This is a genomic window from Azospira sp. I09 (assembly GCF_009177135.1).
Taxonomy (GTDB): domain Bacteria; phylum Pseudomonadota; class Gammaproteobacteria; order Burkholderiales; family Rhodocyclaceae; genus Azospira; species Azospira oryzae.
Window position 1 is genome coordinate 3,686,380 of the sequence record NZ_AP021844.1, and the last position, 20,509, is coordinate 3,706,888.

The 20,509-nt window shown below is 60.6% G+C and carries 20 protein-coding genes; 3 read left to right on the plus strand and 17 right to left on the minus strand.

Annotation, left to right across the window (positions count from 1 at the left end):
• Window positions 1–62: 62 nt before the first annotated feature.
• The 6 genes from AZSP09_RS17295 to fliF are packed head-to-tail and all read right to left on the minus strand — an operon-like array spanning window position 63 to window position 6,628.
• Window positions 63–1,184, minus strand: coding sequence for a flagellar hook-length control protein FliK (locus AZSP09_RS17295; protein WP_152090749.1), 1,122 nt, complete (start codon window positions 1,182–1,184; stop codon window positions 63–65).
• 60 nt (window positions 1,185–1,244) lie between these two features.
• On the minus strand, window positions 1,245–1,697 hold the full coding sequence (fliJ, locus tag AZSP09_RS17300; protein ID WP_014236836.1) for a flagellar export protein FliJ: 453 nt from the start codon (window positions 1,695–1,697) through the stop codon (window positions 1,245–1,247).
• Between the two features lie 49 nt (window positions 1,698–1,746).
• On the minus strand, window positions 1,747–3,162 hold the full coding sequence (fliI, locus tag AZSP09_RS17305) for a flagellar protein export ATPase FliI (protein WP_014236837.1): 1,416 nt from the start codon (window positions 3,160–3,162) through the stop codon (window positions 1,747–1,749).
• A gap of 15 nt (window positions 3,163–3,177) precedes the next feature.
• Window positions 3,178–3,861, minus strand: coding sequence for a flagellar assembly protein FliH (locus tag AZSP09_RS17310; protein WP_152090750.1), 684 nt, complete (start codon window positions 3,859–3,861; stop codon window positions 3,178–3,180).
• Between the two features lie 24 nt (window positions 3,862–3,885).
• Complete coding sequence (gene fliG, locus AZSP09_RS17315) at window positions 3,886–4,887, minus strand: flagellar motor switch protein FliG (protein WP_014236839.1); 1,002 nt, start codon at window positions 4,885–4,887, stop codon at window positions 3,886–3,888.
• Window positions 4,877–6,628, minus strand: coding sequence for a flagellar basal-body MS-ring/collar protein FliF (fliF, locus tag AZSP09_RS17320; protein ID WP_152090751.1), 1,752 nt, complete (start codon window positions 6,626–6,628; stop codon window positions 4,877–4,879). Before fliF ends, fliG begins: the two co-directional genes overlap by 11 nt.
• A gap of 137 nt (window positions 6,629–6,765) precedes the next feature.
• On the opposite strand from fliF, the gene AZSP09_RS17325 reads away from it, so the two are divergent.
• From AZSP09_RS17325 to fliE, 3 genes are read left to right on the plus strand one after another with little or no spacing between them, the layout of a single operon-like run.
• Window positions 6,766–7,971 carry a sensor histidine kinase gene (locus AZSP09_RS17325; RefSeq protein ID WP_014236841.1) on the plus strand — a complete coding sequence of 402 codons (1,206 nt, stop codon included), beginning with the start codon at window positions 6,766–6,768 and terminating at the stop codon, window positions 7,969–7,971.
• A gap of 7 nt (window positions 7,972–7,978) precedes the next feature.
• A complete protein-coding gene (locus AZSP09_RS17330; protein WP_152090752.1) occupies window positions 7,979–9,403 on the plus strand; it encodes a sigma-54-dependent transcriptional regulator in 1,425 nt (474 codons plus the stop codon).
• 53 nt (window positions 9,404–9,456) lie between these two features.
• Window positions 9,457–9,780 (plus strand): flagellar hook-basal body complex protein FliE, encoded by a 324-nt coding sequence (gene fliE / locus AZSP09_RS17335; protein ID WP_152090753.1) that lies wholly within the window; start codon window positions 9,457–9,459, stop codon window positions 9,778–9,780.
• Between the two features lie 69 nt (window positions 9,781–9,849).
• Here the strand turns inward: fliE and AZSP09_RS17340 are convergent, their stop codons facing one another.
• The 11 genes from AZSP09_RS17340 to AZSP09_RS17390 form a co-directional block, all read right to left on the minus strand.
• The gene (locus tag AZSP09_RS17340; protein ID WP_152090754.1) at window positions 9,850–10,662 is read right to left on the minus strand and encodes a flagellar brake protein; all 813 of its coding nucleotides are present in this window, start codon (window positions 10,660–10,662) and stop codon (window positions 9,850–9,852) included.
• 66 nt (window positions 10,663–10,728) lie between these two features.
• Entirely contained in the window at window positions 10,729–11,049 is a 321-nt protein-coding gene (locus AZSP09_RS17345) for an EscU/YscU/HrcU family type III secretion system export apparatus switch protein (protein WP_014236861.1), read from the minus strand.
• The gene (gene fliK / locus AZSP09_RS17350; RefSeq protein WP_152090755.1) at window positions 11,027–12,202 is read right to left on the minus strand and encodes a flagellar hook-length control protein FliK; all 1,176 of its coding nucleotides are present in this window, start codon (window positions 12,200–12,202) and stop codon (window positions 11,027–11,029) included. Before fliK ends, AZSP09_RS17345 begins: the two co-directional genes overlap by 23 nt.
• A 68-nt stretch (window positions 12,203–12,270) precedes the next feature.
• The gene (locus AZSP09_RS17355; RefSeq protein WP_152090756.1) at window positions 12,271–12,606 is read right to left on the minus strand and encodes a flagellar protein FliT; all 336 of its coding nucleotides are present in this window, start codon (window positions 12,604–12,606) and stop codon (window positions 12,271–12,273) included.
• Window positions 12,607–12,608: 2 nt separating this feature from the next.
• Window positions 12,609–13,052 carry a flagellar export chaperone FliS gene (gene fliS, locus AZSP09_RS17360; protein ID WP_152090757.1) on the minus strand — a complete coding sequence of 148 codons (444 nt, stop codon included), beginning with the start codon at window positions 13,050–13,052 and terminating at the stop codon, window positions 12,609–12,611.
• 32 nt (window positions 13,053–13,084) lie between these two features.
• Window positions 13,085–14,446, minus strand: coding sequence for a flagellar filament capping protein FliD (fliD, locus tag AZSP09_RS17365; RefSeq protein WP_152090758.1), 1,362 nt, complete (start codon window positions 14,444–14,446; stop codon window positions 13,085–13,087).
• Between the two features lie 35 nt (window positions 14,447–14,481).
• Window positions 14,482–14,874 (minus strand): flagellar protein FlaG, encoded by a 393-nt coding sequence (locus AZSP09_RS17370; protein WP_152090759.1) that lies wholly within the window; start codon window positions 14,872–14,874, stop codon window positions 14,482–14,484.
• Window positions 14,875–14,967: 93 nt separating this feature from the next.
• Complete coding sequence (locus AZSP09_RS17375) at window positions 14,968–15,822, minus strand: flagellin N-terminal helical domain-containing protein (protein ID WP_152090760.1); 855 nt, start codon at window positions 15,820–15,822, stop codon at window positions 14,968–14,970.
• A 238-nt stretch (window positions 15,823–16,060) separates the two neighbouring features.
• The gene (locus tag AZSP09_RS17380; protein WP_152090761.1) at window positions 16,061–16,918 is read right to left on the minus strand and encodes a flagellin N-terminal helical domain-containing protein; all 858 of its coding nucleotides are present in this window, start codon (window positions 16,916–16,918) and stop codon (window positions 16,061–16,063) included.
• Window positions 16,919–17,084: 166 nt separating this feature from the next.
• Window positions 17,085–18,764, minus strand: coding sequence for a tetratricopeptide repeat protein (locus AZSP09_RS17385; RefSeq protein ID WP_152090762.1), 1,680 nt, complete (start codon window positions 18,762–18,764; stop codon window positions 17,085–17,087).
• Window positions 18,764–20,464 carry a tetratricopeptide repeat protein gene (locus AZSP09_RS17390; RefSeq protein WP_152090763.1) on the minus strand — a complete coding sequence of 567 codons (1,701 nt, stop codon included), beginning with the start codon at window positions 20,462–20,464 and terminating at the stop codon, window positions 18,764–18,766. The genes AZSP09_RS17385 and AZSP09_RS17390 overlap by 1 nt, the downstream gene beginning before the upstream one ends.
• Between the last annotated feature and the right edge of the window lie 45 nt (window positions 20,465–20,509).

Genomic DNA, 20,509 nt, shown 5'->3' on the forward strand with positions numbered 1-20,509 from the left:
TGGACTCCTCTATTTGTCATGCCGCTTTGGCGGTCGTGTTTTTATCGGCAGGGCCGTCTGTCTCAGGCAAAGGTGTCCACCAGGCCGTTGCTCTGGCGAATCACGGTGCCTGTAGTTGCAGCCGGTTCATTGCCACCTTCCGCAAGTATACCGCCTGTGCTGCCGCCCCGGGAGGCGCCGGCCTGGTTCTGGGCGGCCTGTTCCTGTTGCTGCTGCTGGAAAGACTGGCTGCTGACGTTGGCCTGTCCCAACTCCAGACCGGCCGAGCCCATCATTTCGCGCAGACGGGGCAGGGCGGCTTCAATGGCTTCACGCACCTCGGCGTGGGGTGAGGAGAAGACGGCGGTGGCCTGGTCGCCACTGATCTTCAGGCTGACTTCCACCGGTCCCAACTGGGGCGGATTCAGGGTCAGCTGGGCGGACTGCTTGTCCTGGCCGGCAAGCCAGACGATTTTTTGGCTGAATTCCTGGCCAAAGGCCGGGTCCCGCACCGGCGTGTCGACCCGGGCCTGGGTCACGGAGGAAGTCGTATTGGCGCTGCCGTGGGCCTGATGGGCGGCATGCACGGCCGGCGGCGCATCCGGCAGCACGGGGGCGGAAATGTCCGTTTTGGCCTCGATTTGCTTCAGCGTGGTGTCGAAGGCGGCAATGTTTGCCGCTTTGCCGCCAGGCTTGTTGCCAAAATCGTTGCCGCTGTTCTCCGCAGCGCTACCGCCGATGACCGGGGATGGCACTCCACCCTCTGCTTGTGCTGCCAGGGGATCGGCTCCCTTGGCGCTACCGGTGCCTTCGCCGATCTTGAGTTCCGGCGCTGTCAGCGGGCCGTTGCCGGCTTCCTTGGCCAGAATCGGGGCTGCCGGTGTTGTCGGCTGGGTCTGCGTAAAGGCGAGGGCGGCAAACAATGCCGACATGTCGCTGGCGTTGGCGGTGGGGTCGGTTGTTTCTTCCGTCAATTCAGCGGACTCGGTATTGGCGGCGATGTCGCCACCCGCCACCATTTCTAACGCAGTACCCATCTGGGCCAGGAGCAGGGCGGCGAAATCGGCGCCAATCGGGCCATTGATTGCCGCCGAAGCCGAGGCATCGCCGCTGTTGCTGGCACTAGAAGCGGCAGCGGCAGCATTGGCGGCCCCTGCCATGGCGGGAGGCATATTGACGGGGGCGGCAACGGCGGGGCTGGGCATGGTTATCTCTCATCCGCAAATCGGAACTGTCGATGGATGAGCAATCCCTGTGCCAGGGAGTCAGGCTGCGTCGGATTGATCGGAACGGGCCTTGCGGGCCGAAAATTCATCCTGCTGCTTTTGGTCCTGCTTCATTTCCCGTTGCAGTTCGGCAGCCAGATGGCGTTCGGCCAGGGTGTCGATGGCTTTCAGCTTGTGGTGGTGGGCCAGCCATTCTGCCTGGCCTGCGGCCGTGTGCTGTTCCGAGGTCAGTACCACGACCCGCTGCTGGGCGATGGCCTCATCGATGCGGCCGATGAATTCCTGGAAGTTGCGCCAGCCTGCCGGGCTCAGGCCCTGGGCCGAGGCCTGGCGGAAGCGTTCGGCGTACTCGTCCCGGTACTGGATCAGCATGTTCAGCTTGGCCTTGGTGTCCTGCTCGGCCGCAATACGCCGGCCGAGTTCCTTGCTGGCTTCGTCGGCCCGGTTCTGCATCAGTTCCAGCAGGGGTTGCAGGGTGAAAGGCTTGGTCATTGGCGGTTCCAGTCCATGTTCCCCATTCTAGAGTATGGGGAAAGGGAAACTAGCCGATGCTTGGAAATATCTGTTGCAGCATGGCCAGGGTGGCTTCAATGCTGGAGCGGTCGGAGAGGTCCTGTTGCAGGAATTTTTCCAGCAGGGGCATCAGCTGGATGGCCTGGTCCACCATGGGGTCCGAGCCGGCGACATAGGCGCCGACGGCGATCAGGTCCCGGGAGCGTTGGTAGCGGGAATAGAGCTGTTTGAAACGCCGTACTAGGTCGAATTGGGCCGGGGTGATCAGGTTTACCATGGCCCGGCTGATGGATTGCTCGATGTCGATGGCCGGATAGTGGCCGGCGTCGGCCAGCTGGCGATTGAGCACGATGTGGCCATCGAGGATGGCTCGGGCCGAGTCGGCGATGGGGTCTTGCTGATCGTCCCCTTCCGCCAGGACGGTGTAGAAGGCTGTGATGGAACCGCCGCCGTCCGGGCCGTTACCGGCCCGCTCCACCAGCTGGGGCAGGCGGGCGAAGACGGAGGGCGGATAGCCCCGGGTCACCGGGGGCTCGCCAATGGCCAGGGCGATTTCCCGCTGGGCCATGGCATAGCGGGTGAGTGAATCCATGATCAGCAGCACCTGCTTGCCCTGGTCGCGGAAATATTCGGCCACGGAGGTGGCGTAGGCGGCTCCCTGGAGGCGCATCAGGGGGCTGGTGTCGGCGGGGGCAGCGATGACGGCGGAACGGCGCCGGCCTTCTTCCCCGAGGATCTGCTCGATGAACTCCTTCACTTCCCGGCCCCGTTCGCCGATCAGGCCGACGACGATGATCTCCGCCTCGGTATAGCGGGCCATCATGCCCAGCAGCACCGACTTGCCGACGCCGGAACCAGCGAAGAGGCCCATCCGCTGGCCCTGGCCGACGGTGAGCAGGCCGTTGATGGCGCGCACGCCCACATCCAGGGTACGGCTGATGGGGGCCCGGGACATGGGGTTCACCGGCCGGCTGTGCAGGGGGCGTAGGGCTTCCGCATGGAGGGGGCCGAGGCCGTCCAGGGGACGGCCGGCGCCATCGACCACCCGTCCCAGAAGACCCATGCCGACCGGAACCAGCTTGGCCTTGTCCACGGAACGGCGGCGGAAGGGGGGCGGCTTGCCGACCAGAGGGGGCGGCGAGGGGGTTTCCAGGGCCACCACGGCAGCACCCGGAGACAGCCCATAGACGTCGTCCGACGGCATGAGGAAGAGCTTCTCGCCGTTGAAACCGACCACCTCCGCCTCCACCGGCGAACCGCCCGGCGGCAGGACGCGGCAGGAACTGCCCAGGGGCAGCTTGAGGCCGGCCGCCTCCATCACCAGTCCGTTGATGCGGGTCAGATGACCCGCGGGCATCAGGGGGTGGGTATTGCCGGCCGCTTCGGTGCAGTTCGCCAGGAACTGTTGCCACACGGCCAGGGAGGAGGGGGGCGGGGTGCTCAAGGAGGTGCTCCGGGCTTAACCCTGGAACCAGTCCTGCTCGGTGCCGATGGCTTCCAGGACCCGTTTCCAGCGGGTGGCCAGGGTGGCGTCGATGTCGCTGGCGCCGGCCTGGACCCGGCAGCCGCCGGCTTCCATGTCCGGGTCTTCCAGCAGTCGCCAGCCGCCGTGGCTGATCTGTTCCCCCAGGTGCTCGCGCAACAGGGCGGCATCCGTCGGATGCAGGGTCAGGGTCGGATGGGCATGGCTGACGGGCAGGGCGGCCAGGGCTTCCCTGACCACCGGCAGCAGCAGTTCCGGTTTGACCTTGAGGGCGCTGCGGGTGACCTGGCGTGCGATTTCCAGGCCCAGTCCCAGCAACTGGTCGGCGATGTCCTGGTCCAGCACCTGCAGCGACTGGGCCAGGCTGTGAATGAGGTTGTCCAGGCGCTCGGCCTCAGCCTTGGCGCGGGCGGCGCCTTCCTCGTAGCCGGCGTTGTAGCCGGCCTCGTGGGCCTCGGTGTGGATGCGCTCGATCTCTTCCGCCGTGGGGAAGGGAATGGTCTCTTCCGGCTCCTCGGCCGGGGGCGGCGGCTCCTCGGCCGGGGGCGGCGGTTCCGGCTCCGGTTCGGGGGCTGGGGGCGTCTCCGGCTCGTCGAAGGCGGCCAGCTCCCAGCGCTCGTAGGCGGTCAGCTTTTCTTTCGGGATGTAGCCGGCGGTCATGGCAGTTCGGGGGTCACTCTACGGCTAGATCATCTCTTCGCCGCCCTTGCCGCCGAGGACAATCTGGCCCTCGTCGGCCAGGCGACGAACGATCTTGAGGATTTCCTTCTGCTCGGTTTCGACTTCGGAAATGCGCACGGGGCCCTTGGCCTCCAGGTCTTCCCGCAGCATTTCGGCAGCCCGCTGGGACATGTTCTTGAAAATCTTCTCGCGCAGGTTCTCGGAAGCACCCTTCATGGCCAGGATGAGGGAGTCGGACTGGATTTCACGCAGCAGCAGCTGGATGCTGCGGTCGTCCAGGTCCAGCAGGTTCTCGAAGACGAACATTTCGTCGAGGATCTTCTGGGCCAGGTCCGGGTCGTATTCCCGCACCGAGTCGATCACCGAAGTTTCGTTGGCCGAGCCCATGAAATTGAGGATCTCGGCCACGGTGCGGACACCGCCCATGGCGGACTTCTTGATGTTGGCGGAGCCGGAGAGCAGGCGCAGCATGACGTCGTTGAGCTCTTTCAGGGCCGCCGGCTGTACCCCTTCCAGGGTGGCGACGCGCAGGATGACGTCGTTGCGCAGCCGTTCCGGGAACAGGCTGAGGATTTCGCTGGAGTGGTCGTGCTCCAGGTGCACCAGGATGGTGGCGATGATCTGGGGGTGCTCGTTGCGGATCAGGTCGGCCACCGTGCTGGCATCCATCCACTTCAGGCCTTCGATGCCCGAGGTCTCGCCGCCCTGGAGGATGCGGGAGATGAGGTTGGAGGCCTTGTCGTCGCCCAGGGCCTTGGTCAGCACATTGCGGATGTAGGCATCCGTATCCACGTGCACCGCGGCATGTTCGTGGTGGATGGTGTGGAATTCTTCCAGCACCGATTCCACCCGGGCCCGGGGCACGGTACGCAGGGTGGCCATGGCGTGGCCGAGCTTCTGCACTTCCCGGGGGCCGAGCTGCTGCAGCACCGCGGCGGCGTTTTCCTCGCCCAGGGCGATCAGGAGTATGGCGGCCTTTTCCAGGCCATCTTCGCTAGCCGGCATTTACGCCCATCCAATCCTTGATGATGTTGGCCACAGCCTTGGGATCGGCGTGGGCGATTTCCCGCGCCTTCTGCATCTTGCCTTCGTAGGTGGCCAGGATGAGATCGCCGCCCATGGCGGTGAGATCCACCTCGACGTCCTCCTCGCCTTCTTCCCCTTCCTCCTCCTCGACCTCCGGCGACGGGGGCGGGAACATGGTGCGCAGAATGGGGCGCACCACAGCCAGCAGGATATAGGCAACGATGGCGCCGATGAGCAGATATTTCAAGAGGTCCTTGCCCATTTCCGGCGTCGCCAGCTGCTTCCACAGGGGCGGCTCGTTGTCTTCCTTCTCCACGGCGGTGAAGGCGGCATTGGCCACGGAGAGGGTGTCGCCGCGCTCCTTGGCGTAGCCCATGGCTTCCCGGGCCAGATCGTTGATCTGCTTCAGTTCTGCTTCGGTCAGGGGGCGGGTGGTGGGTTTGCCGTCCTTGGCGGTGTCCTTCTTGTTGTTCACCACCACCGCCACCGACAGCCGCTTGATCACCCCCACCGACTGCTTGACGTACTTGATGGTCTTGTCCACCTCGTAGTTGATGGTGGAGTCCTTGCGGGTGTTGATGGGCTGGCCTGCCGAATAGATGGGGGCCTGCACGCCGGCGGCGTTGATCTGTCCCGGTGGGGGCGGCTGGCCGTTGGTGGCGCCGGTCTGGGCCGTCGCCTGGCCGGCCACGGGCGGCGAGGTGATGGGGGCGGTAGCCGGCACCGGCGGCTGGTTGGTCAGGGCGCCCGGCACGCCCTGGGCCGGCGGATTGACGTTGGCCGTTTCGGAGGTCTGCTGGCTGCGGATGCTGATGTCCGGCGGGGTGGTGTTGGGGCGGTAGCTCTCGGCCGTCTGTTCGGTCTGGGAAAAGTCGATGTCCGCTGCCACTTGGACCCGGGCGTTGCCCGGTCCGACCACCGGTGCCAGGATGTCGTCGATACGCTTGATGACGCTGGCTTCGACTTCCTGGACGTACTTGATCTGGGTGGGGTCCAGGCCGGCCTCGATCAGCTTGCTCTTCAGCTGGGAAATCAGGTTGCCGTTCTGGTCGATCACCGTCACGTTGGACATGGGCAGCTGGGGCACGCTGGAGGACACCAGATGCACGATGCCCGCCACCTGGGCGGGCTCCAGGGTGCGGCCGGGGTGGAGGTGCACCATGACCGAGGCGGTGGGTTTCTGTTCTTCCCGGACGAATACGGAAGGCTTGGGGATGGCGAGGTGCACCCGGGCGGACTCGACCGCAGCCACGGACTGGATGGTGCGGCCCAGTTCCCCTTCCAGGGCGCGCTGGAAATTGACCTGTTCGGCGAACTGGCTGATGCCGAACTTCTGGTTTTCCATCAGCTCGAAGCCGACGGCACCGCCTTTGGGCAGCCCCTGGGAGGCCAGGCGCAGACGGACTTCATGGACTTTTTCACCGGGCACCAGGATGGCGCCGCCGCCCTCGGTGAACTTGTAGGGAACGTTGAGCTGTTCGAGGGCGGTGATGATGGTGCCGCCATCCTTTTCCGACAGGTTGCTGAACAGCACCTTGTAGTCGGGCTGGCGGCTCCACAGGATGGTGCCCATGATGAGGGCGGCGATGGCGGCGACCGCCACCATGAGGGCGATCTTTTGCTGGTTGGTCAGCCGGCCCAGGGCTTCGCGAAGCTTTTCGCTGATCTTGTTGCCTGGCTGGGAGGCCGTGGTATCTACAGTGTCCTGGGTTGCCGCCATCGATAGTATGTGTTTGCAGAGACTGAGGAGGGGCGCTGGGCCGGGAAGTCAGATACTAATCAAGCAAAAAGCGAAAATTTCTAAGAAATATTCTATATTGTATCCGCTTATTGCAATCAACTCTCGCCTTCTTTCCCATGTCCCCATCGTTGCCGGAACCCGTGCAGGAGCGCCCGGACGCCAAGGCCCAAGAACTCCAAAAAGCCTTCGACGTTTTCAATCAGGTTTCCCAGGAACTGACCCAGGCCTACGATGCCCTGCAGGGCCGGGTGGCCTCCCTGACGGCCGAACTGGCGGTGGCCAACGGCGAGTTGCGGCGTCAGTACAAGGAAAAGGAGGCTTTGTCCGAGCGTCTGTCCTTGCTGCTCAATGCTCTGCCGGCAGGGGTGGTGGTGCTGGATAGCGCTTTTCTGGTGACCGAGGCCAATCCGGCAGCCAAGGCCATGTTCGGCCAGGATCTGGTGGGCGAGGGCTGGTCCCGGGTCTCCGGCCAGGCCCTGGTGCCCACCGGGGCGCCGGATGAATGGCAGGTCGGCAGCCGGCGGGTGAGCATTGCCAAAAGCCCCCTGGATTCCGCCGGCGGCCAGATTCTCCTGGTGCACGACATCACTCATGCCCATGAAATGAAGGCCAACCTGGAGCGCAATCAGCGCCTGGCGGCCATGGGTGAGATGGCCGCCTCCCTGGCCCATCAGCTGCGCACGCCTCTGGCCACGGCCCTGTTGTACAGCAGCAATCTGGGCAAGCCGGAACTGGCGCCCGAGGCCCGGACCCGCTTTGCCGACAAGGCGACGGAGCAGTTGAAGCGCCTGGAGCGCCTGATCCAGGACGTGCTGCTCTTTGCCCGGGGTGAAAGCATCGGCCGGGAAGCCATTCCGGTGGCGGCGCTGGTGACCGAGGCAGTGCAGGCCGTGGAGCCGTTGATGAAGCGCCATGGCGTGGATTTCCGGGTGGAGGCCGAGGTCGGCGACTTTATAATGATGGGAGCGCGCAAGGCCATTGCCGGCGCCCTGACCAACCTGCTGGAAAATGCCCTGCAGGTGGTGGAAGGGCGGACCGAGCGCCCGCCCCGGGTGCTGCTGCAGGCCCGGGTAAGCGAAGGGCGCTGTTACATCGCCGTTAGCGATACCGGGCCTGGCATTGCCCCCGAAGCCCAGGCGCGGATTTTCGAGCCATTTTTCACAACCCGGGGCCAGGGAACCGGACTTGGCCTGGCAATTGCTCTCGGTGTTGCCCGGGCCCATGGCGGAACCATCAGTGTCCGCTCCCAGCCCGGAGAAGGTTCGGAATTTACCCTGGAGTTGCCGGCGGGGCCGGCAAGCCAATTTGTCGTGGAAAGCTAGAAAGCAGATGGCGAACAACCTGCCCATCCTGGTCGTCGAGGACGATCCCAACCTGCGGGAAGCAGTGGTGGATACCCTGGAACTGGCCGGTGAGGCTGTCCTCTCGGCAGCCTCCGGCCCGGAAGCGCTGAAGGTCCTGGCCGAACGGCCGGTGGCCATTGTCGTCAGCGACGTGCGCATGGAGCCCATGGACGGCATCACCCTGTTGAAGGAAATCCGTGGCCAGTATCCGCACCTGCCGGTGGTGCTGATGACGGCCTTTGCCGATGTGGACCGTGCAGTTGAGGCCATGCGGGCGGGGGCCTGCGACTTCCTCCTCAAGCCTTTCGAGCCCAAGGCCCTGCTCGAGCATGTGGCCCGTTACCGCCTGCCGGCCATGGGTGAGGATTCCGACGTGGTGGCGGTGGATGCCGCTTCCCGTAACCTGTTTTCCCTGGCCGCCCGGGTGGCCCAGACCGACGCCACCGTCCTGCTCACCGGGGAGTCCGGGGTGGGCAAGGAAGTGGTGGCCCGCTACATCCACAACCATTCCGCCCGGCGCAAAGGACCCTTTGTCGCCATCAATTGTGCTGCCATCCCCGAAAGCCTGCTGGAAGCGACCCTCTTCGGTTATGAAAAAGGCGCCTTCACCGGTGCCAATCAGGCCCAGGCCGGCAAGTTCGAGCAGGCTCAGAACGGCACCCTGCTGCTGGATGAAGTGACGGAAATGCCCCTGGCGCTGCAGGCCAAGTTGCTGCGGGTGCTGCAGGAGCGGGAAGTGGAGCGGGTCGGCGGCAAGCAGCCGGTGCGCCTGGACATCCGGGTGGTGGCCACCTCCAACCGGGACATGGCCGAGGCAGTGGCCAAGGGCATCTTCCGCGAGGATTTGTATTACCGGCTCAATGTCTTCCCCTTGCTGATTCCCGCCTTGCGGCAACGGCCGGACGATGTGGTGCCCCTAGCCCGGCATTTTCTTGCCGATCAGGGCGGCAAATCTGGCCGCCCCGGCCTCCTGCTGACGCCGGCGGCCGAACGGGCCCTGCGCGTCCATTCCTGGCCGGGTAATGTGCGGGAACTGGTCAATGTGATGCAGCGGGCCCTGATCCTGGCGCCCGGGGACCAGGTGGATGCGGCACATCTGCATCTGGTGGCCCGTCCCGGTGCTCCGGCCGCGGCGGCGTCGGCCTATGTGCCGCCGCCTCCTGTCATGATGGAGGCGCCCCAGCTGGCGCCGCAGGTACCGCAGGCCATATCGGTCGAGGAGGACGGAGCCCTTCAGTCCGGCGGGAAAAAAGCCGATAGTATTAAGGACTGGGAACGGGAGCTTATCCTCGAGACGCTGGCCTCGGTGGGGGGCTCCCGCAAACTGGCGGTTGAAAAACTGGGAATTTCCGAGCGGACTTTGCGTCATAAGCTCAGGCAGTACCGTTTGGCCGGTTATTTGAACGAATAGCTTTCAGGTTGGCCTGTCTTTTGCTATAACGCTGGTGACTGTTGGAGAAGCACATGGACACCAAAGGTATTGATAATTTGTTGAGTCAGCTGCGGAGCACCGCAGGGACCGCTGCCGCCAAGTCGGTGGATAACGCTGCCGCGTCGGCCGGGGGGGGCGATTTCGCCCAGGTGCTGAAGAATTCCATCGATCAGGTCAATTCGGCCCAGCAACAGGCCCAGTCCATGGCTCAGGATTTCTCCGCCGGGGATTCCAATACCAACCTGCATGAAGTGATGATCGCCCTGCAGAAGGCCAACGTTTCCTTCCAGGAGATGGTCCAGGTGCGCAACAAGCTGGTTTCCGCCTACCAGGATGTGATGAATATTCAGGTATAACTAATCTTGAATGCGCAAAAGCAAAACGCCCCAGCAGGGGCGTTTTGCTTTTGCGTGATCTGATGCTGATTATTCGAGGCCGCTGATTCTTGCTTTGCGCTCCCGTTCGATCCGGGTGATGTAGCGCTGAATCATGGTCAGCCGGGTTCCCGGAAGATCAACGTACTCGCAACCGATGCGCAGGTACTGACTGCCGGTCTTGGTGGTTACCGGGAACGAGTTGCGCACGGAAAGGGCCGTGACCAGCTGTCCTTCCTCGGGCAGAGTGAACTTGCAGTCGCGGAAAACATTGCCGATGGCAAAGGTTTCACCCAGGGACAATGGCAGCATGAGACCGATACCACCACCGCTGATGTCCAGCATGTTGGCTTCGATAGTGGTCTTGGTGCCGTCTGCCAGAATGACGTCCACCGATACCTTGATGGGATTGGCTATGGGGGTGGTAAGGCGGTAATACTCGCGGCGCTGCAGGCGCAGCAGGGTCTCGGGCAGCTTGCCGCCAAAGGCGGTTCGCCCCTCGAAGGTCGTCTGCGTAAGGCCTTTCAGGCTGAACTGAATCTTGACCTTGTCCAGGGTCGTGGTGAATACCAGCTTGTCGGCCTGCAGGGCGCGGCGATTCATTTCGTCGTCGCTGCCGTAGTCGAATATCAGGGAATTCCCGTCGGCACCGATGTGGTTCAACGAGGTGAGCAGGAAGGAGTTACCACCGTCAAAATAAACGGTGATCATCACCCCTTTTTGCACCAGCGCCTTGAGTACGAAAAGAATTTCTGCCTTGGAGTAAAGCAGGTAGCGACTGTAATTGTCGTCGTCTTCGACGTCTAGGTGGTGTGGCACAGGATGGGCTTCCGGCTCTAAGGGCTCGCTTGCCTTGTCAGTCATGGTTTATTCGGTTTTCTCGGCAAGGCTGAAGTGTAAACAAAAGCAGCAAACTAGAGAATTGCATTATTACTCAGTTTGCTCCCTTGGGGCTTGGAATAACGGTGGTGGTGAGTTGTCGCCGTGCTCCAGTCGATAGAGCCAGGCCAGCAGTTCGGCGATGGCTCGGTAGAGCTGAGGGGGGATGCGCTCGTCCAGATCCACCTGCATGAGCAAGGCCACCAGCTCGGGCGATTCATGCACATAGACCCCATGTTCCTTGGCGCGGTTGATGATGGCCTGGGCCACCGCTCCCCGGCCTTTGGCGACCACCCTGGGGGCAGCATCGGTCTCCAGATAGGCCAGAGCGACTGCGCTACGGCGGTCCTCAGGGGGTGGCGTCTGGTTCATTCTTATCCACCATGAAGCCGCCTAAGGTGAGTCCGGCTGCCTCAAACTGGCTGGCAAGTCCCTGACCGTGACCGCGCAGTTGTTCCCGGGTTTCGGGATTGGTCGCGGTCAAATGCAGCGAAATCTGGTGACCTGTCAGTCCGATACGAGCCTGAATTTCCCCCAGATGGGGGAGATTCAGGCGCAGACGGGTGTTCCATGTACTAGCCGGTTCGCCGCCTTCATCCTGTGCCCCATTTCGACCATCTTCTTCCACCATTTCCCATAACATTTCCTGTCCAGGCCAGATTTGGCCGTGCCAGATATAAGTGTTGCTGGCTAGGGATTCAAGTTGTTGTCGGATTAGGGGAGCTAGGTCGGCGGCGAGACCAGAAGGGGCTAGGCTGGTGGCTGGTGGGGGGGGGCTGGAAGGCGTCTGGGCTGGGGTGAGGTTGGCAGCTTCAGCCGACATTCCCGCTGGCTTCGGCGTAACTGCCAGGGGGGCTGGTGTGTTGGTGGCTGGGGGCAGCTGGGCCTGTGGGGCGAGGGAGGGCTTTCCATCCGGTTTGGGGAGGGGGGCTTGAGCCAAATAGGCGGCTCCTGCCTGTGCCTGTGGCTCCTTGAGCAGTTCTGCTAGATTTAACTGCCCATTCGTCCAGCGGGCCAGGTGTGCCTCGTAAAACAGGCCACTACTGCTGATGGCCTGCTTGAGCAGTGGCGCAAGTTGCTCTGCGGGGAGTTTGGGGTTGGCGAGAAGCGGCTGATTTCCGCTAAGAGGAGTCGCGCGCCCTTTGGACTTGTCCGGAACATCCGCCAGCAGTGTGGCAATAAGTTGGCCGGTGCGGCTGAGGGAGGTGGCAGCGGAGCTTTCTGCAGTAGCCGCCTGTTTGGGATTTGCAATGACGGCGAGAGCTGTTCGGCCATTGTTCTCCACCACTTCCATTTCCAGCGAATCACCACTTTTCGCTGAGAAAGGAAGTGCCAGCGTTACCTCTCGCTGGGAAATCATTGCGCGATATGTCCCGTTCGGTAGAGCCGCTTGAATGTCGGCCAGAATCCTTTGCCCGGGAACGAGTTCGGAGAGTAGGTCGGATACCGCCTGGCTTGGTGCGACCTGTTGGATTGCCGCATCTAGCCGAACGCGCGGGAGATTGACGAGGTCAGACGGAATCATGGCAGGGGCATGAGTCTCAAATTAGACTCTGGTGAGAGTCATTGCCGTGAAGCCCCTGGGAATTTGGCTTACGGCGCCAGATAGGTATTTTGGAGGCGTCTGGAAGTCTTGATGCTGCCGAGCTTCTCCCCCAATTCTCCCATCCAGCGCTCGGCCAATTTCCTGGTTTCTTCATCCAGAGAAAGAATGGCTTTGATCGTCGTCTCTGACTGCGTTTGCTCTGCCGGGTTCAGAGGAGACGGGGCTATTTCTAATTCGGTACGCAAGGCGGCCACCAGCTGTCGCCTTTCCAGTTCTTTATCTACCAGAGCATCCCATTCGTCAGCTTGGGCGTGCTCTCGCATTTGTTGGGATATTGCGAGAATCGCATCGTACAGAGCGAGGAGTTTTGCGCCGCTTGCCATTTTTAGGCCCTGGTCAGAACATTGCCGTCACTAGGGGTAGTACTGTCGCCATCAAGGCCATTTGTCGCACCCCTGGCCAGCACTTCCCACGCACCCAGTAATTCCCGCAGAAGTGCTGTCACTTCATCTAAGATAACCGGGTCGTTCTTGAGGTTGGCGGTGCTCAAGCGTTGCACCATGTAGAGATACAAGTCGTTGAGAGATACAGCAATGTCTCCTCCTTGACTGAACTCCAGTGCATTTCTCAGGCCTTCGATAATGTCGATTGCCTTATTGAGAAATTGTGCTTTCTGGGCGATGTTTCGTCTTTCCATTTCCCCTTTTGCAGAGGCTATGGCTGAGATGGCTCCTTCATAGAGCAAGACGACCAACTGGACGGGGTTGGCCGTACTCACAGCCGTTTCGACCTTCACTTGGGCGTATGCCCGAACCCCTTGGTTAAACATGCGATACCTTTCTGAAGCGCTGGATCATCATCTTAACGTAGGAGCGAAGAGAGATAGCTGCTGGTGTTCTTCATAACTCCCAGTGTGGAATCCAGATTTGCATACTGGCGGCGTAGACGCGTTTCCATATTGTCGAGCCTGACATTTTCCCGTTCCATATTGGTATCAAACATTTTGATCCGGGAGTTGAGACCTTTAATTCGAGCATCCACTAAACCGTCATTGGACAGCATGTTAGATGCAGTATCGTAGAGACGGTGCGCAAAGCCGTGTTCGGTATCTGTGAAAAGAGAAACGACGTTACTGGAATTGGTTTCCAGTGCTTTGGCAAACGTTGTGCTGTCCAAGGACAGCGTACCGTCTTTTTTAAAGCTAATGCCGACTTGAGCTAAGTAGTTCAGATCATTTCCGGCAATTTTTGCCGGTTGATTAAAGATGTTCTGCAATTGATAAATAACCGATGTTGCAGAATTGTCGGCTTCAAGCGTTCCGCCTTTTTGATGCTGGGTGGTTACCGTGCTGGCTAGCTTGTTGTAGGCAGAAATGAAGTCGTTGATCTTTTTGGTGATGGCCTCTGTGTCTCGGGCTACCGTCAGACTAAATGGTTTGCTGCTGTCTGCACTGACCAGGTTCAAAGTGACGCCATCAATTACGTCGGTGATGCTGTTGGTCGAGCGCTCAATATCTAGACCATTCACTGAAAACAGAGCATTTTTCGCAGCCTGCTTCGTTTCATCAAAGCCACCTAAAGCAGTCTTTAGGTTGTTGTCGATGACGACGTCGTTGTCTGTGCCCTGTCCGGTGGACGCGATGACTAATTTGTAGGATGGGGCAGCAGATGTTCCAGTGTTAATGATGCTGGCTGAAGCCAAGGTCTGGGTTGCTGTTTTGCCATCAGTTGTAACTGTGGCGGCATTGATTTTATCCCGAATTCCTTCGAGGGATTCGCTGCCGTCAAGAGTGACATTGAAGGTCTTTTGTGATGCGCCACTGCCAACACTAAAGTTGAACGTGCCGGCAACCGCGGGCGTAAATGCTGATTTGGGATTGGTGACCCCAGCCAACATAGATTTGACGCCAGCTTGGGCCAACTGGCTGACTTTGATGTCGTAGGTCCCTGGCTTGGCTGTATTTGCTGCCGTTGCGGTGGCTATGCCGGTATTGGTTGATGTGGCTTTTGCGGCGGCGAAATCCAAGTCCAGCTTTAGAGTGCCGATAGCGGTTTTGAACGCGTCTAGGTCGCTTTTGACTTTCCCAAAAGCGCTCAACTGATCATTAACTTCTTGCTTCTTTTTGGAAAGCGAATTGAGCGGTTGGCGCTCAAGTTGAAGTAGCTGGCTTACCAGGCTGTTGACGTCGAGTCCCGAACCAACGCCCGCACTTGAAATGCCCATGATCGTTCTCCGTTATGCCGCATGACGAAATATTTTTAAGCGCGCTCTTTGATTAACAAACCTTTCAGTTCATCAAGCCGCTTTGCGATAACAAGCATTTCCTGTGCCGGAATCTGACGAATTACTTCTTTAGTCTTTACATCAATGAGCTTTACGACACTGGCGCCGGTATCGTTGTCAATGGAGAACTGAAGGTCGCTTCTAAGACCTGCGACGGTCTGATTGGCTCTGTGCGTAGCTTCCTGTAAGGCCTCTTTTTCTTCTATTGGTTTTTGTTGCTCAGCGACAGTGGCATTTTTCGTTGTATCGGGAGTGGAAGTGTCCGAGGGAACTTCGCGTTTGGCAGCGGCAGCATTGCCAGTCGAACGGTTAGCCGTTTGAGTGGGGTAGGTAGGGGGGCTGCTGTTGTTCAAAGGTTGGATAGTCATTTCCAGCTCCTTTATACGGCACAACCGGAGGGGCTTCGAGCGATGCTCGCTACCCCTCCGGCCAGTACTGCTAGTGCTTTAATCTAATGCGGTTTAGCGCAGGAGGGTCAGCGCGCCCTGGGGCACCGTATTGGCCTGGGCCAGAATTGCCGTGCCGGCCTGTTGCAGAATCTGGTTACGGGTCAGCTGAGCAGTTTCGGCTGCGAAGTCAGCGTCGATAATCCGGCTCTTGGATGCACTCAGGTTTTCCACGTAGTTCTGCAGGTTCGACACTACCGCCTCAAAGCGGTTTTGCACGGAACCGAAGGTGGCGCGGATGTTGGCAATCTGGGAAATATCCTGATCCAGCTTAGCGATAGCTGCGGAAGCACCACCGGAGGTGGTCACAGTCACGGTCCCGGTTGCGGTCAAGCTGCCGCTGAAGGAGTTCAGACCGGCGGAGTTGGCCTGAGCCAAGTCAGTGGTGGTGACGCTAACCTGGTTGTCGGAGGAGCCGCTGAAACCCACCTGGAAGGTGATGGTGGATGCACCGGAGAGCAGCTTGGTGCCGTTAAATTCGGTGGTCTGAACGATACGGCTAATTTCCTGGGTCAGCTGGTCAACTTCCTTTTGCAGCTGGCTGCGGTTGGTGTCGCTGATGGAGCCGTTGGAGGCTTGCACAGCGATTTCGCGGATACGTTGCAGGTTGTTGGCGATCTGGCCCAGGGCACCTTCAGCCGTCTGGCCGACGGAAATGCCGTCGTTGGCGTTACGGATGGACTGGTTGCCACCGCGGATGGCGCTGGTGAAGCCTTCGGCAACGGCGGAACCGGCGGCATCATCCTTGGCGCTGTTCACGCGCAGGCCGGAGGACAGGCGCTGCAGGGAATTAGCCAGAGAGGCGTTGGATGTGGCCAGATTCCGTTGTGCGTTCAGCGACGAAATATTGGTGTTGACGATCAAAGGCATGATTATCTCCTTGGTTCCATTGATTATTTACCCATTTGGGTAAAACCTTGGGGGCGGGATTGCGCCTCCTTTGTCTCAGTTATCGGAGGCGCTTGGAGGAACTTTAGTCTTTTTAGCGAATATTTTTGTCGGGGTGAAACAAAGAAAAAGGCGCCGACTTTTCTCCACCCGGATGTGGGGTTGGGAAAAGGCGGCGCCGAAGCGTCTCTGGTAGTAGGGGCGGCGAATCCGCCGCTTATCAGCCTCGCAGTAGCGTTAGGGCCTGTTGCGGAACGGTGTTGGCCTGGGCAAGGATTGCCGTACCGGCCTGTTGCAAAATCTGATTGCGGGTCAGTTGGGCAGATTCGGATGCGAAGTCAGCATCCATGATCCGGCTACGGGATGCCGTCAGGTTCTCCACATAATTTTGCAGATTGGAGATGACGGCCTCGAAACGGTTCTGCACCGCGCCGTAAGTGGAGCGCAGGTTGGCTACCTGGGCGATATCGGCGTCCAGTTGGCTGAGGGCTGCGGAGGCGCCACCGGAGGTAGTGACGTTGATGGTGCCCGTGGCGGTGAGGCTGCCACTGAAGGCATTGAGGCCTGCGGAGCCTGCCTGGGCTAGGTCAGTGGTAGAAATGGAGACTTGGTTGTCGGCGGAACCGCTGTAACCGATCTGGAAGGTAATGGTGGCTGCCCCAGAGAGTAGCTTGGTGCCATTGAACTCTGTGGTCTGAACGATGCGGCTGATTTCCTGGGTCAGCTGATCCACTTCCTTCTGCAGCTGGCTACGGTTGCTGTCGCTGATGGAACCGTTGGCCGCTTGTACGGAAATTTCACGAATTCGTTGCAGGTTGTTGGCGATTTGGCCCAGGGCGCCTTCAGCTGTCTGGCCGACCGAGATGCCGTCATTGGCGTTGCGGATAGCCTGGGTGTTGCCGCGAACCCCGCTAGTGATGCTTTCGGCTACAGCCATGCCGGCGGCATCATCCTTGGCGCTATTGACGCGCAGGCCGGAAGACAGGCGTTGCAGGGAGAGCGACAGTGCCGCGTTGGACGTGCTCAAGTTGCGCTGAGCATTGAGCGACGCAATATTGGTGTTGACGATTAGTGCCATTTTCAGCTCCTTACCAGAGAGGCTTAACAGTTTGGGCGCCCATCTCCCCGGAGGGGGTGGGGCGCTCTGGTTTTACTTAAGCAACTGGTGTGCCATCATCGTGGCAATAGGAGGTTTATGGCATTAATAGGTGTGGGAAGTGGCTTGTCTATTGTCTTCCAGGCATTTAGGGGAAGGCCTGGGGGCTAGAGGTTTTCAGCCAGTTCGGCAGCAACCTAGCAATGGACTCCAGAAGCGGCAACCATTGCCCCGGCATTTTTTGCCGGTACAGAGTCAGACTGGGATACCAGGAGGTTGCCGTTCCCTGCCGGGGCCAGCGCCAGTCAGCATCCGCTGCCAGCATTACCCAGGCCGGGCAGCCTAGGGCTCCGGCGAGATGGGCGATGGCAGTGTCCACCGTAATAACTAGGTCGAGCCTGGCCAGAGCCGCTGCCGTATCGGCAAAATCCTCCAGTTCCGGACCTAGGTTCAGCAGGGCAGCCGGCAAGTTGGCGGGGGACGGCTTTTGCAGGCTGACCCATTCAACCTCGGGGATATTCAGCAAGGGAGCCAGGGCCGACAGGGGGCAAGAGCGTTCTTGGTCATTGGGATGTCGGCTATTGCCGGCCCATACCAGACCGATGCGTTTAGCATTGCTCTTGATCGGTAGATGTTGCGCCCATTTTTCCTGGTAACGCTGGGGTACCTCGATGTAGGGGCCGGCGCCGATTGCGGCAAAGTGTGTTTCGTCCAATTGCAGCACATGGGGTAGGCTTAGCAAGGGCAGATAACAGTCGCAACCCCAGGCATCCTTTGGAAGGTCGGGCCCTTGGGGAACCCAGCGTAGGGGGGAGTCCGAGTCGGCCAGAAGAGGCAGCAGGGCTGGCTGGACTTCAATGACGATATCGCCTCCGAAAGCCAGCAGCAGGGGAACAAAGCGAATGAATTGCAGGGTGTCTCCCAGGCCCTGTTCTGCCCGTAACAACAGGGAACGGCCATGTAGGCGTTCTCCCCGCCAACGGGGAAGCCGGTTTGAGAAACGGCTGCGGGTGCCTGCCATTTCTCCCCATTCATACTCCGCCCAACCCTCTTTCCAGTAGCCCTGGCCCAACAGGGCTAGGGCGTTATTCCATCGGCACGATGGGTCCGCTGGGGCTAGGGCTACGGCTTGCTGATGGCTTGCTAGGGACTCGGCATAGCGCCCGCAGCGGCGCAGGCTATTACCTACATTGCTCCAGTAACGGGGCTGCTTGGGTGAGATGGCGAGGGCCTGCTGCAATAGCTCCAAGCCTGCTTGGTAGTGTCCCTGCTTTTCCAGCAGCAGTCCCAAATTGGTCAGTATTTCCCCATCCCCAGGGGCGGCCTTGCGAGCCGTCTGGAAAGTGGCCGTAGCTTCGTCCAGCAGGCCGTGGGCCTGCTGAGCCATCCCCAGGTGATTGAGGATTGCGGCATCATGAGGCGCCAGGATCAGGGCACGATGGAAGGCTTGGATGGCCTTTCCCCACTCCCGCAGTCCATGAAATACCTGCCCCAGATTGTCGTGGGCCAGGGGATTGTCGGGCTCCAACTCGACTTGACGTTGGGCCCAGGGCAGGGCCAGGTCCAGCCGGCCTAACTGAAAAGCGGTGGCGGCCAAATTGGCTAAAGTCGGAGTGTGGTCTGGGTTGAGGGCCTGGGCCTGGGCATAGGCTTGGTAGGATTGAGGCCCGTCTCCCAGTTGTGCGAGACAGATGCCTTGGTTGAAATGGATGCTCCAGTCTCCTGGGGCAAGAGTTGCCGCCATCTGGAATGCCTTTGCCGCCTGTTCGAAGTTGCCGGCAGAAAAGGCCGCCTGGGCTTGTTGTAGCAGTTGTGGCAGAGGCGTCATCACTGTTCCTGGCGCCACTGCCGCAAGGCTTGGGTAACAGCGGCGACCACCTTGTCCCAGCCTTCTTCCTGGGTTTGCCGGAACTGCCGTAGGCTGGGGTACCAGGGAGAGTCCTCCCGCTGTAGTAGCCAACGCCAATCAGTATCCCAGCGGTTAAGCAGCCAGACCGGCTTGTTCAAGGCGCCGGCTAGGTGAGCGACGGCGGTATCCACGCTGATCACCAAGTCCAGGGATTCCACCAGTGCTGCCGTTTCTGCAAAATTCAGCAGTTTGTCGCTGTAATCGGTAATGGACCACCGTCCCTTAAGGTCGGTGACTTGAGCTGCGGCCTCATCCTTTTGCAGGCTGACGAAACTGATGTTGGGGACAGAGGCCAGAGGCAGCAACTGCTCCAGTTTCAAGCTACGGCGGCTGTCCAGTAGTACAGCGTCGGCCATGTGCTGGCGCCGGCCGCCTGCCCAGACCAGACCTACCCGGGGTCTGGAGAGGGGGGCGAGGAGCTCCCGCCATGCCTCCCGGCGGGCCTGGGGGGCCCGCAGATAGGGCATCTCTGCGGGAATGTCCGCGATGCTGGTATGGAAGGCCAGTGGTAGGGAAAGCAGGTGGCAATGCCAGTCTGTCTCGGGGACCGGCTCATTTTCATCAATCAGCAAGTCGATACACGGCATTTCCTGAAATAGGGGTTTCAGGGGGGCTTGTATACGCACCGCTACCCAAGCGCCGAGAGCTTTGACCCGGGTGGCGTAGCGGATGAACTGCAGGGAATCCCCTAGACCCTGTTCGCACAGTAGCAGGATCCGCTGGCCGGAGATAGGCTCGCCCCGCCATTGGGGAGTGCCGGGACGAAATATCACCCCCTGGATGTTGGCCTGGCGCCGGTACTCATAATCCGGCCATGCGGCCTGCAGTTGCCCCCGGGTGAGTCGTACCAGAGCCCGGTTCCAGCGCGCCAGGGGATGTTCCGGGTCTAGTTCGAGGGCCCGATCCAGATTGGTCTGGGCCGCTTCCAAGTCCATGGCTTCCATCTGGGTGATGGCTAGGTTGCAGTAGCCCACCGGGTCTTTGGGAGCGATGCGAATGGCTTGTCCGAAACTGGCGGCGGCTGCTTCGGGATAGCCCTCTTTCATTTGTGCATTGCCCAACTCGATCCATGCCCATAGCAGGTCAGGGGCGAGTCGAGTGGCGCTTTCCGCCAATTCCCTGGCGACCGCATATTCCCCCAGGTGAGAGCATAAGGAGGCGAAGGCGGTGTAGTTGCGTGGCTCCTCCGGGTTGCAATTAAGGGCCGCTGTATAGGCATCCACTGCGTCAGGAAAATGGCGTAACAGAACAAAGCCACTGGCGATGCGACGCCAGGTGTCATCATCCTGGGGTTGCAGGGCCACGGCCTGCTGCAGGTCGGTGCCCGCTCCGGCGCCATCGCCCATGCGAATGCGGGTCAGGGCTGCCTCAATACAGGCGTCGATGCTGCCGGGCTCGGCCGCCTGTACGTTTTGCCACAGGGCCAGAGCCTCTCCATGGCGCTGCTGGTCTCCCAGCAGGATGGCCAAATTGTGGGCTGTGTCCAGGTGCCCGGGCACGGCAGCCAGGATGGTTCGGTAACGTGTCTCAGCGGTGGCTCGGTCGCCCCGTTGCTGGGCCTGTACCGCCTCGGCGAAGTAGGCGGTCAACTCTGTCGGGGTCTTAGGTGATGATGTCATGATCTTAGTCTCGGCATAGGGACATCCGCAGATATCCCTATGCCG

Coding starts and splice junctions, on each gene's coding strand:
- fliS (WP_152090757.1), bottom strand. CDS start 13,052: ATGTTTAACCAAGGGGTTCGGGCATACGCCCAAGTGAAGGTCGAAACG.
- AZSP09_RS17370 (WP_152090759.1), bottom strand. CDS start 14,874: ATGACTATCCAACCTTTGAACAACAGCAGCCCCCCTACCTACCCCACT.
- AZSP09_RS17390 (WP_152090763.1), bottom strand. CDS start 20,464: ATGACATCATCACCTAAGACCCCGACAGAGTTGACCGCCTACTTCGCC.
- AZSP09_RS17295 (WP_152090749.1), bottom strand. CDS start 1,184: ATGCCCAGCCCCGCCGTTGCCGCCCCCGTCAATATGCCTCCCGCCATG.
- fliG (WP_014236839.1), bottom strand. CDS start 4,887: ATGCCGGCTAGCGAAGATGGCCTGGAAAAGGCCGCCATACTCCTGATC.
- AZSP09_RS17310 (WP_152090750.1), bottom strand. CDS start 3,861: ATGACCGCCGGCTACATCCCGAAAGAAAAGCTGACCGCCTACGAGCGC.
- AZSP09_RS17375 (WP_152090760.1), bottom strand. CDS start 15,822: ATGCCTTTGATCGTCAACACCAATATTTCGTCGCTGAACGCACAACGG.
- AZSP09_RS17340 (WP_152090754.1), bottom strand. CDS start 10,662: ATGACTGACAAGGCAAGCGAGCCCTTAGAGCCGGAAGCCCATCCTGTG.
- AZSP09_RS17325 (WP_014236841.1), top strand. CDS start 6,766: ATGTCCCCATCGTTGCCGGAACCCGTGCAGGAGCGCCCGGACGCCAAG.
- AZSP09_RS17380 (WP_152090761.1), bottom strand. CDS start 16,918: ATGGCACTAATCGTCAACACCAATATTGCGTCGCTCAATGCTCAGCGC.
- fliJ (WP_014236836.1), bottom strand. CDS start 1,697: ATGACCAAGCCTTTCACCCTGCAACCCCTGCTGGAACTGATGCAGAAC.
- fliK (WP_152090755.1), bottom strand. CDS start 12,202: ATGATTCCGTCTGACCTCGTCAATCTCCCGCGCGTTCGGCTAGATGCG.
- fliD (WP_152090758.1), bottom strand. CDS start 14,446: ATGGGCATTTCAAGTGCGGGCGTTGGTTCGGGACTCGACGTCAACAGC.
- AZSP09_RS17345 (WP_014236861.1), bottom strand. CDS start 11,049: ATGAACCAGACGCCACCCCCTGAGGACCGCCGTAGCGCAGTCGCTCTG.
- fliE (WP_152090753.1), top strand. CDS start 9,457: ATGGACACCAAAGGTATTGATAATTTGTTGAGTCAGCTGCGGAGCACC.
- fliF (WP_152090751.1), bottom strand. CDS start 6,628: ATGGCGGCAACCCAGGACACTGTAGATACCACGGCCTCCCAGCCAGGC.
- AZSP09_RS17330 (WP_152090752.1), top strand. CDS start 7,979: ATGGCGAACAACCTGCCCATCCTGGTCGTCGAGGACGATCCCAACCTG.
- AZSP09_RS17355 (WP_152090756.1), bottom strand. CDS start 12,606: ATGGCAAGCGGCGCAAAACTCCTCGCTCTGTACGATGCGATTCTCGCA.
- AZSP09_RS17385 (WP_152090762.1), bottom strand. CDS start 18,764: ATGACGCCTCTGCCACAACTGCTACAACAAGCCCAGGCGGCCTTTTCT.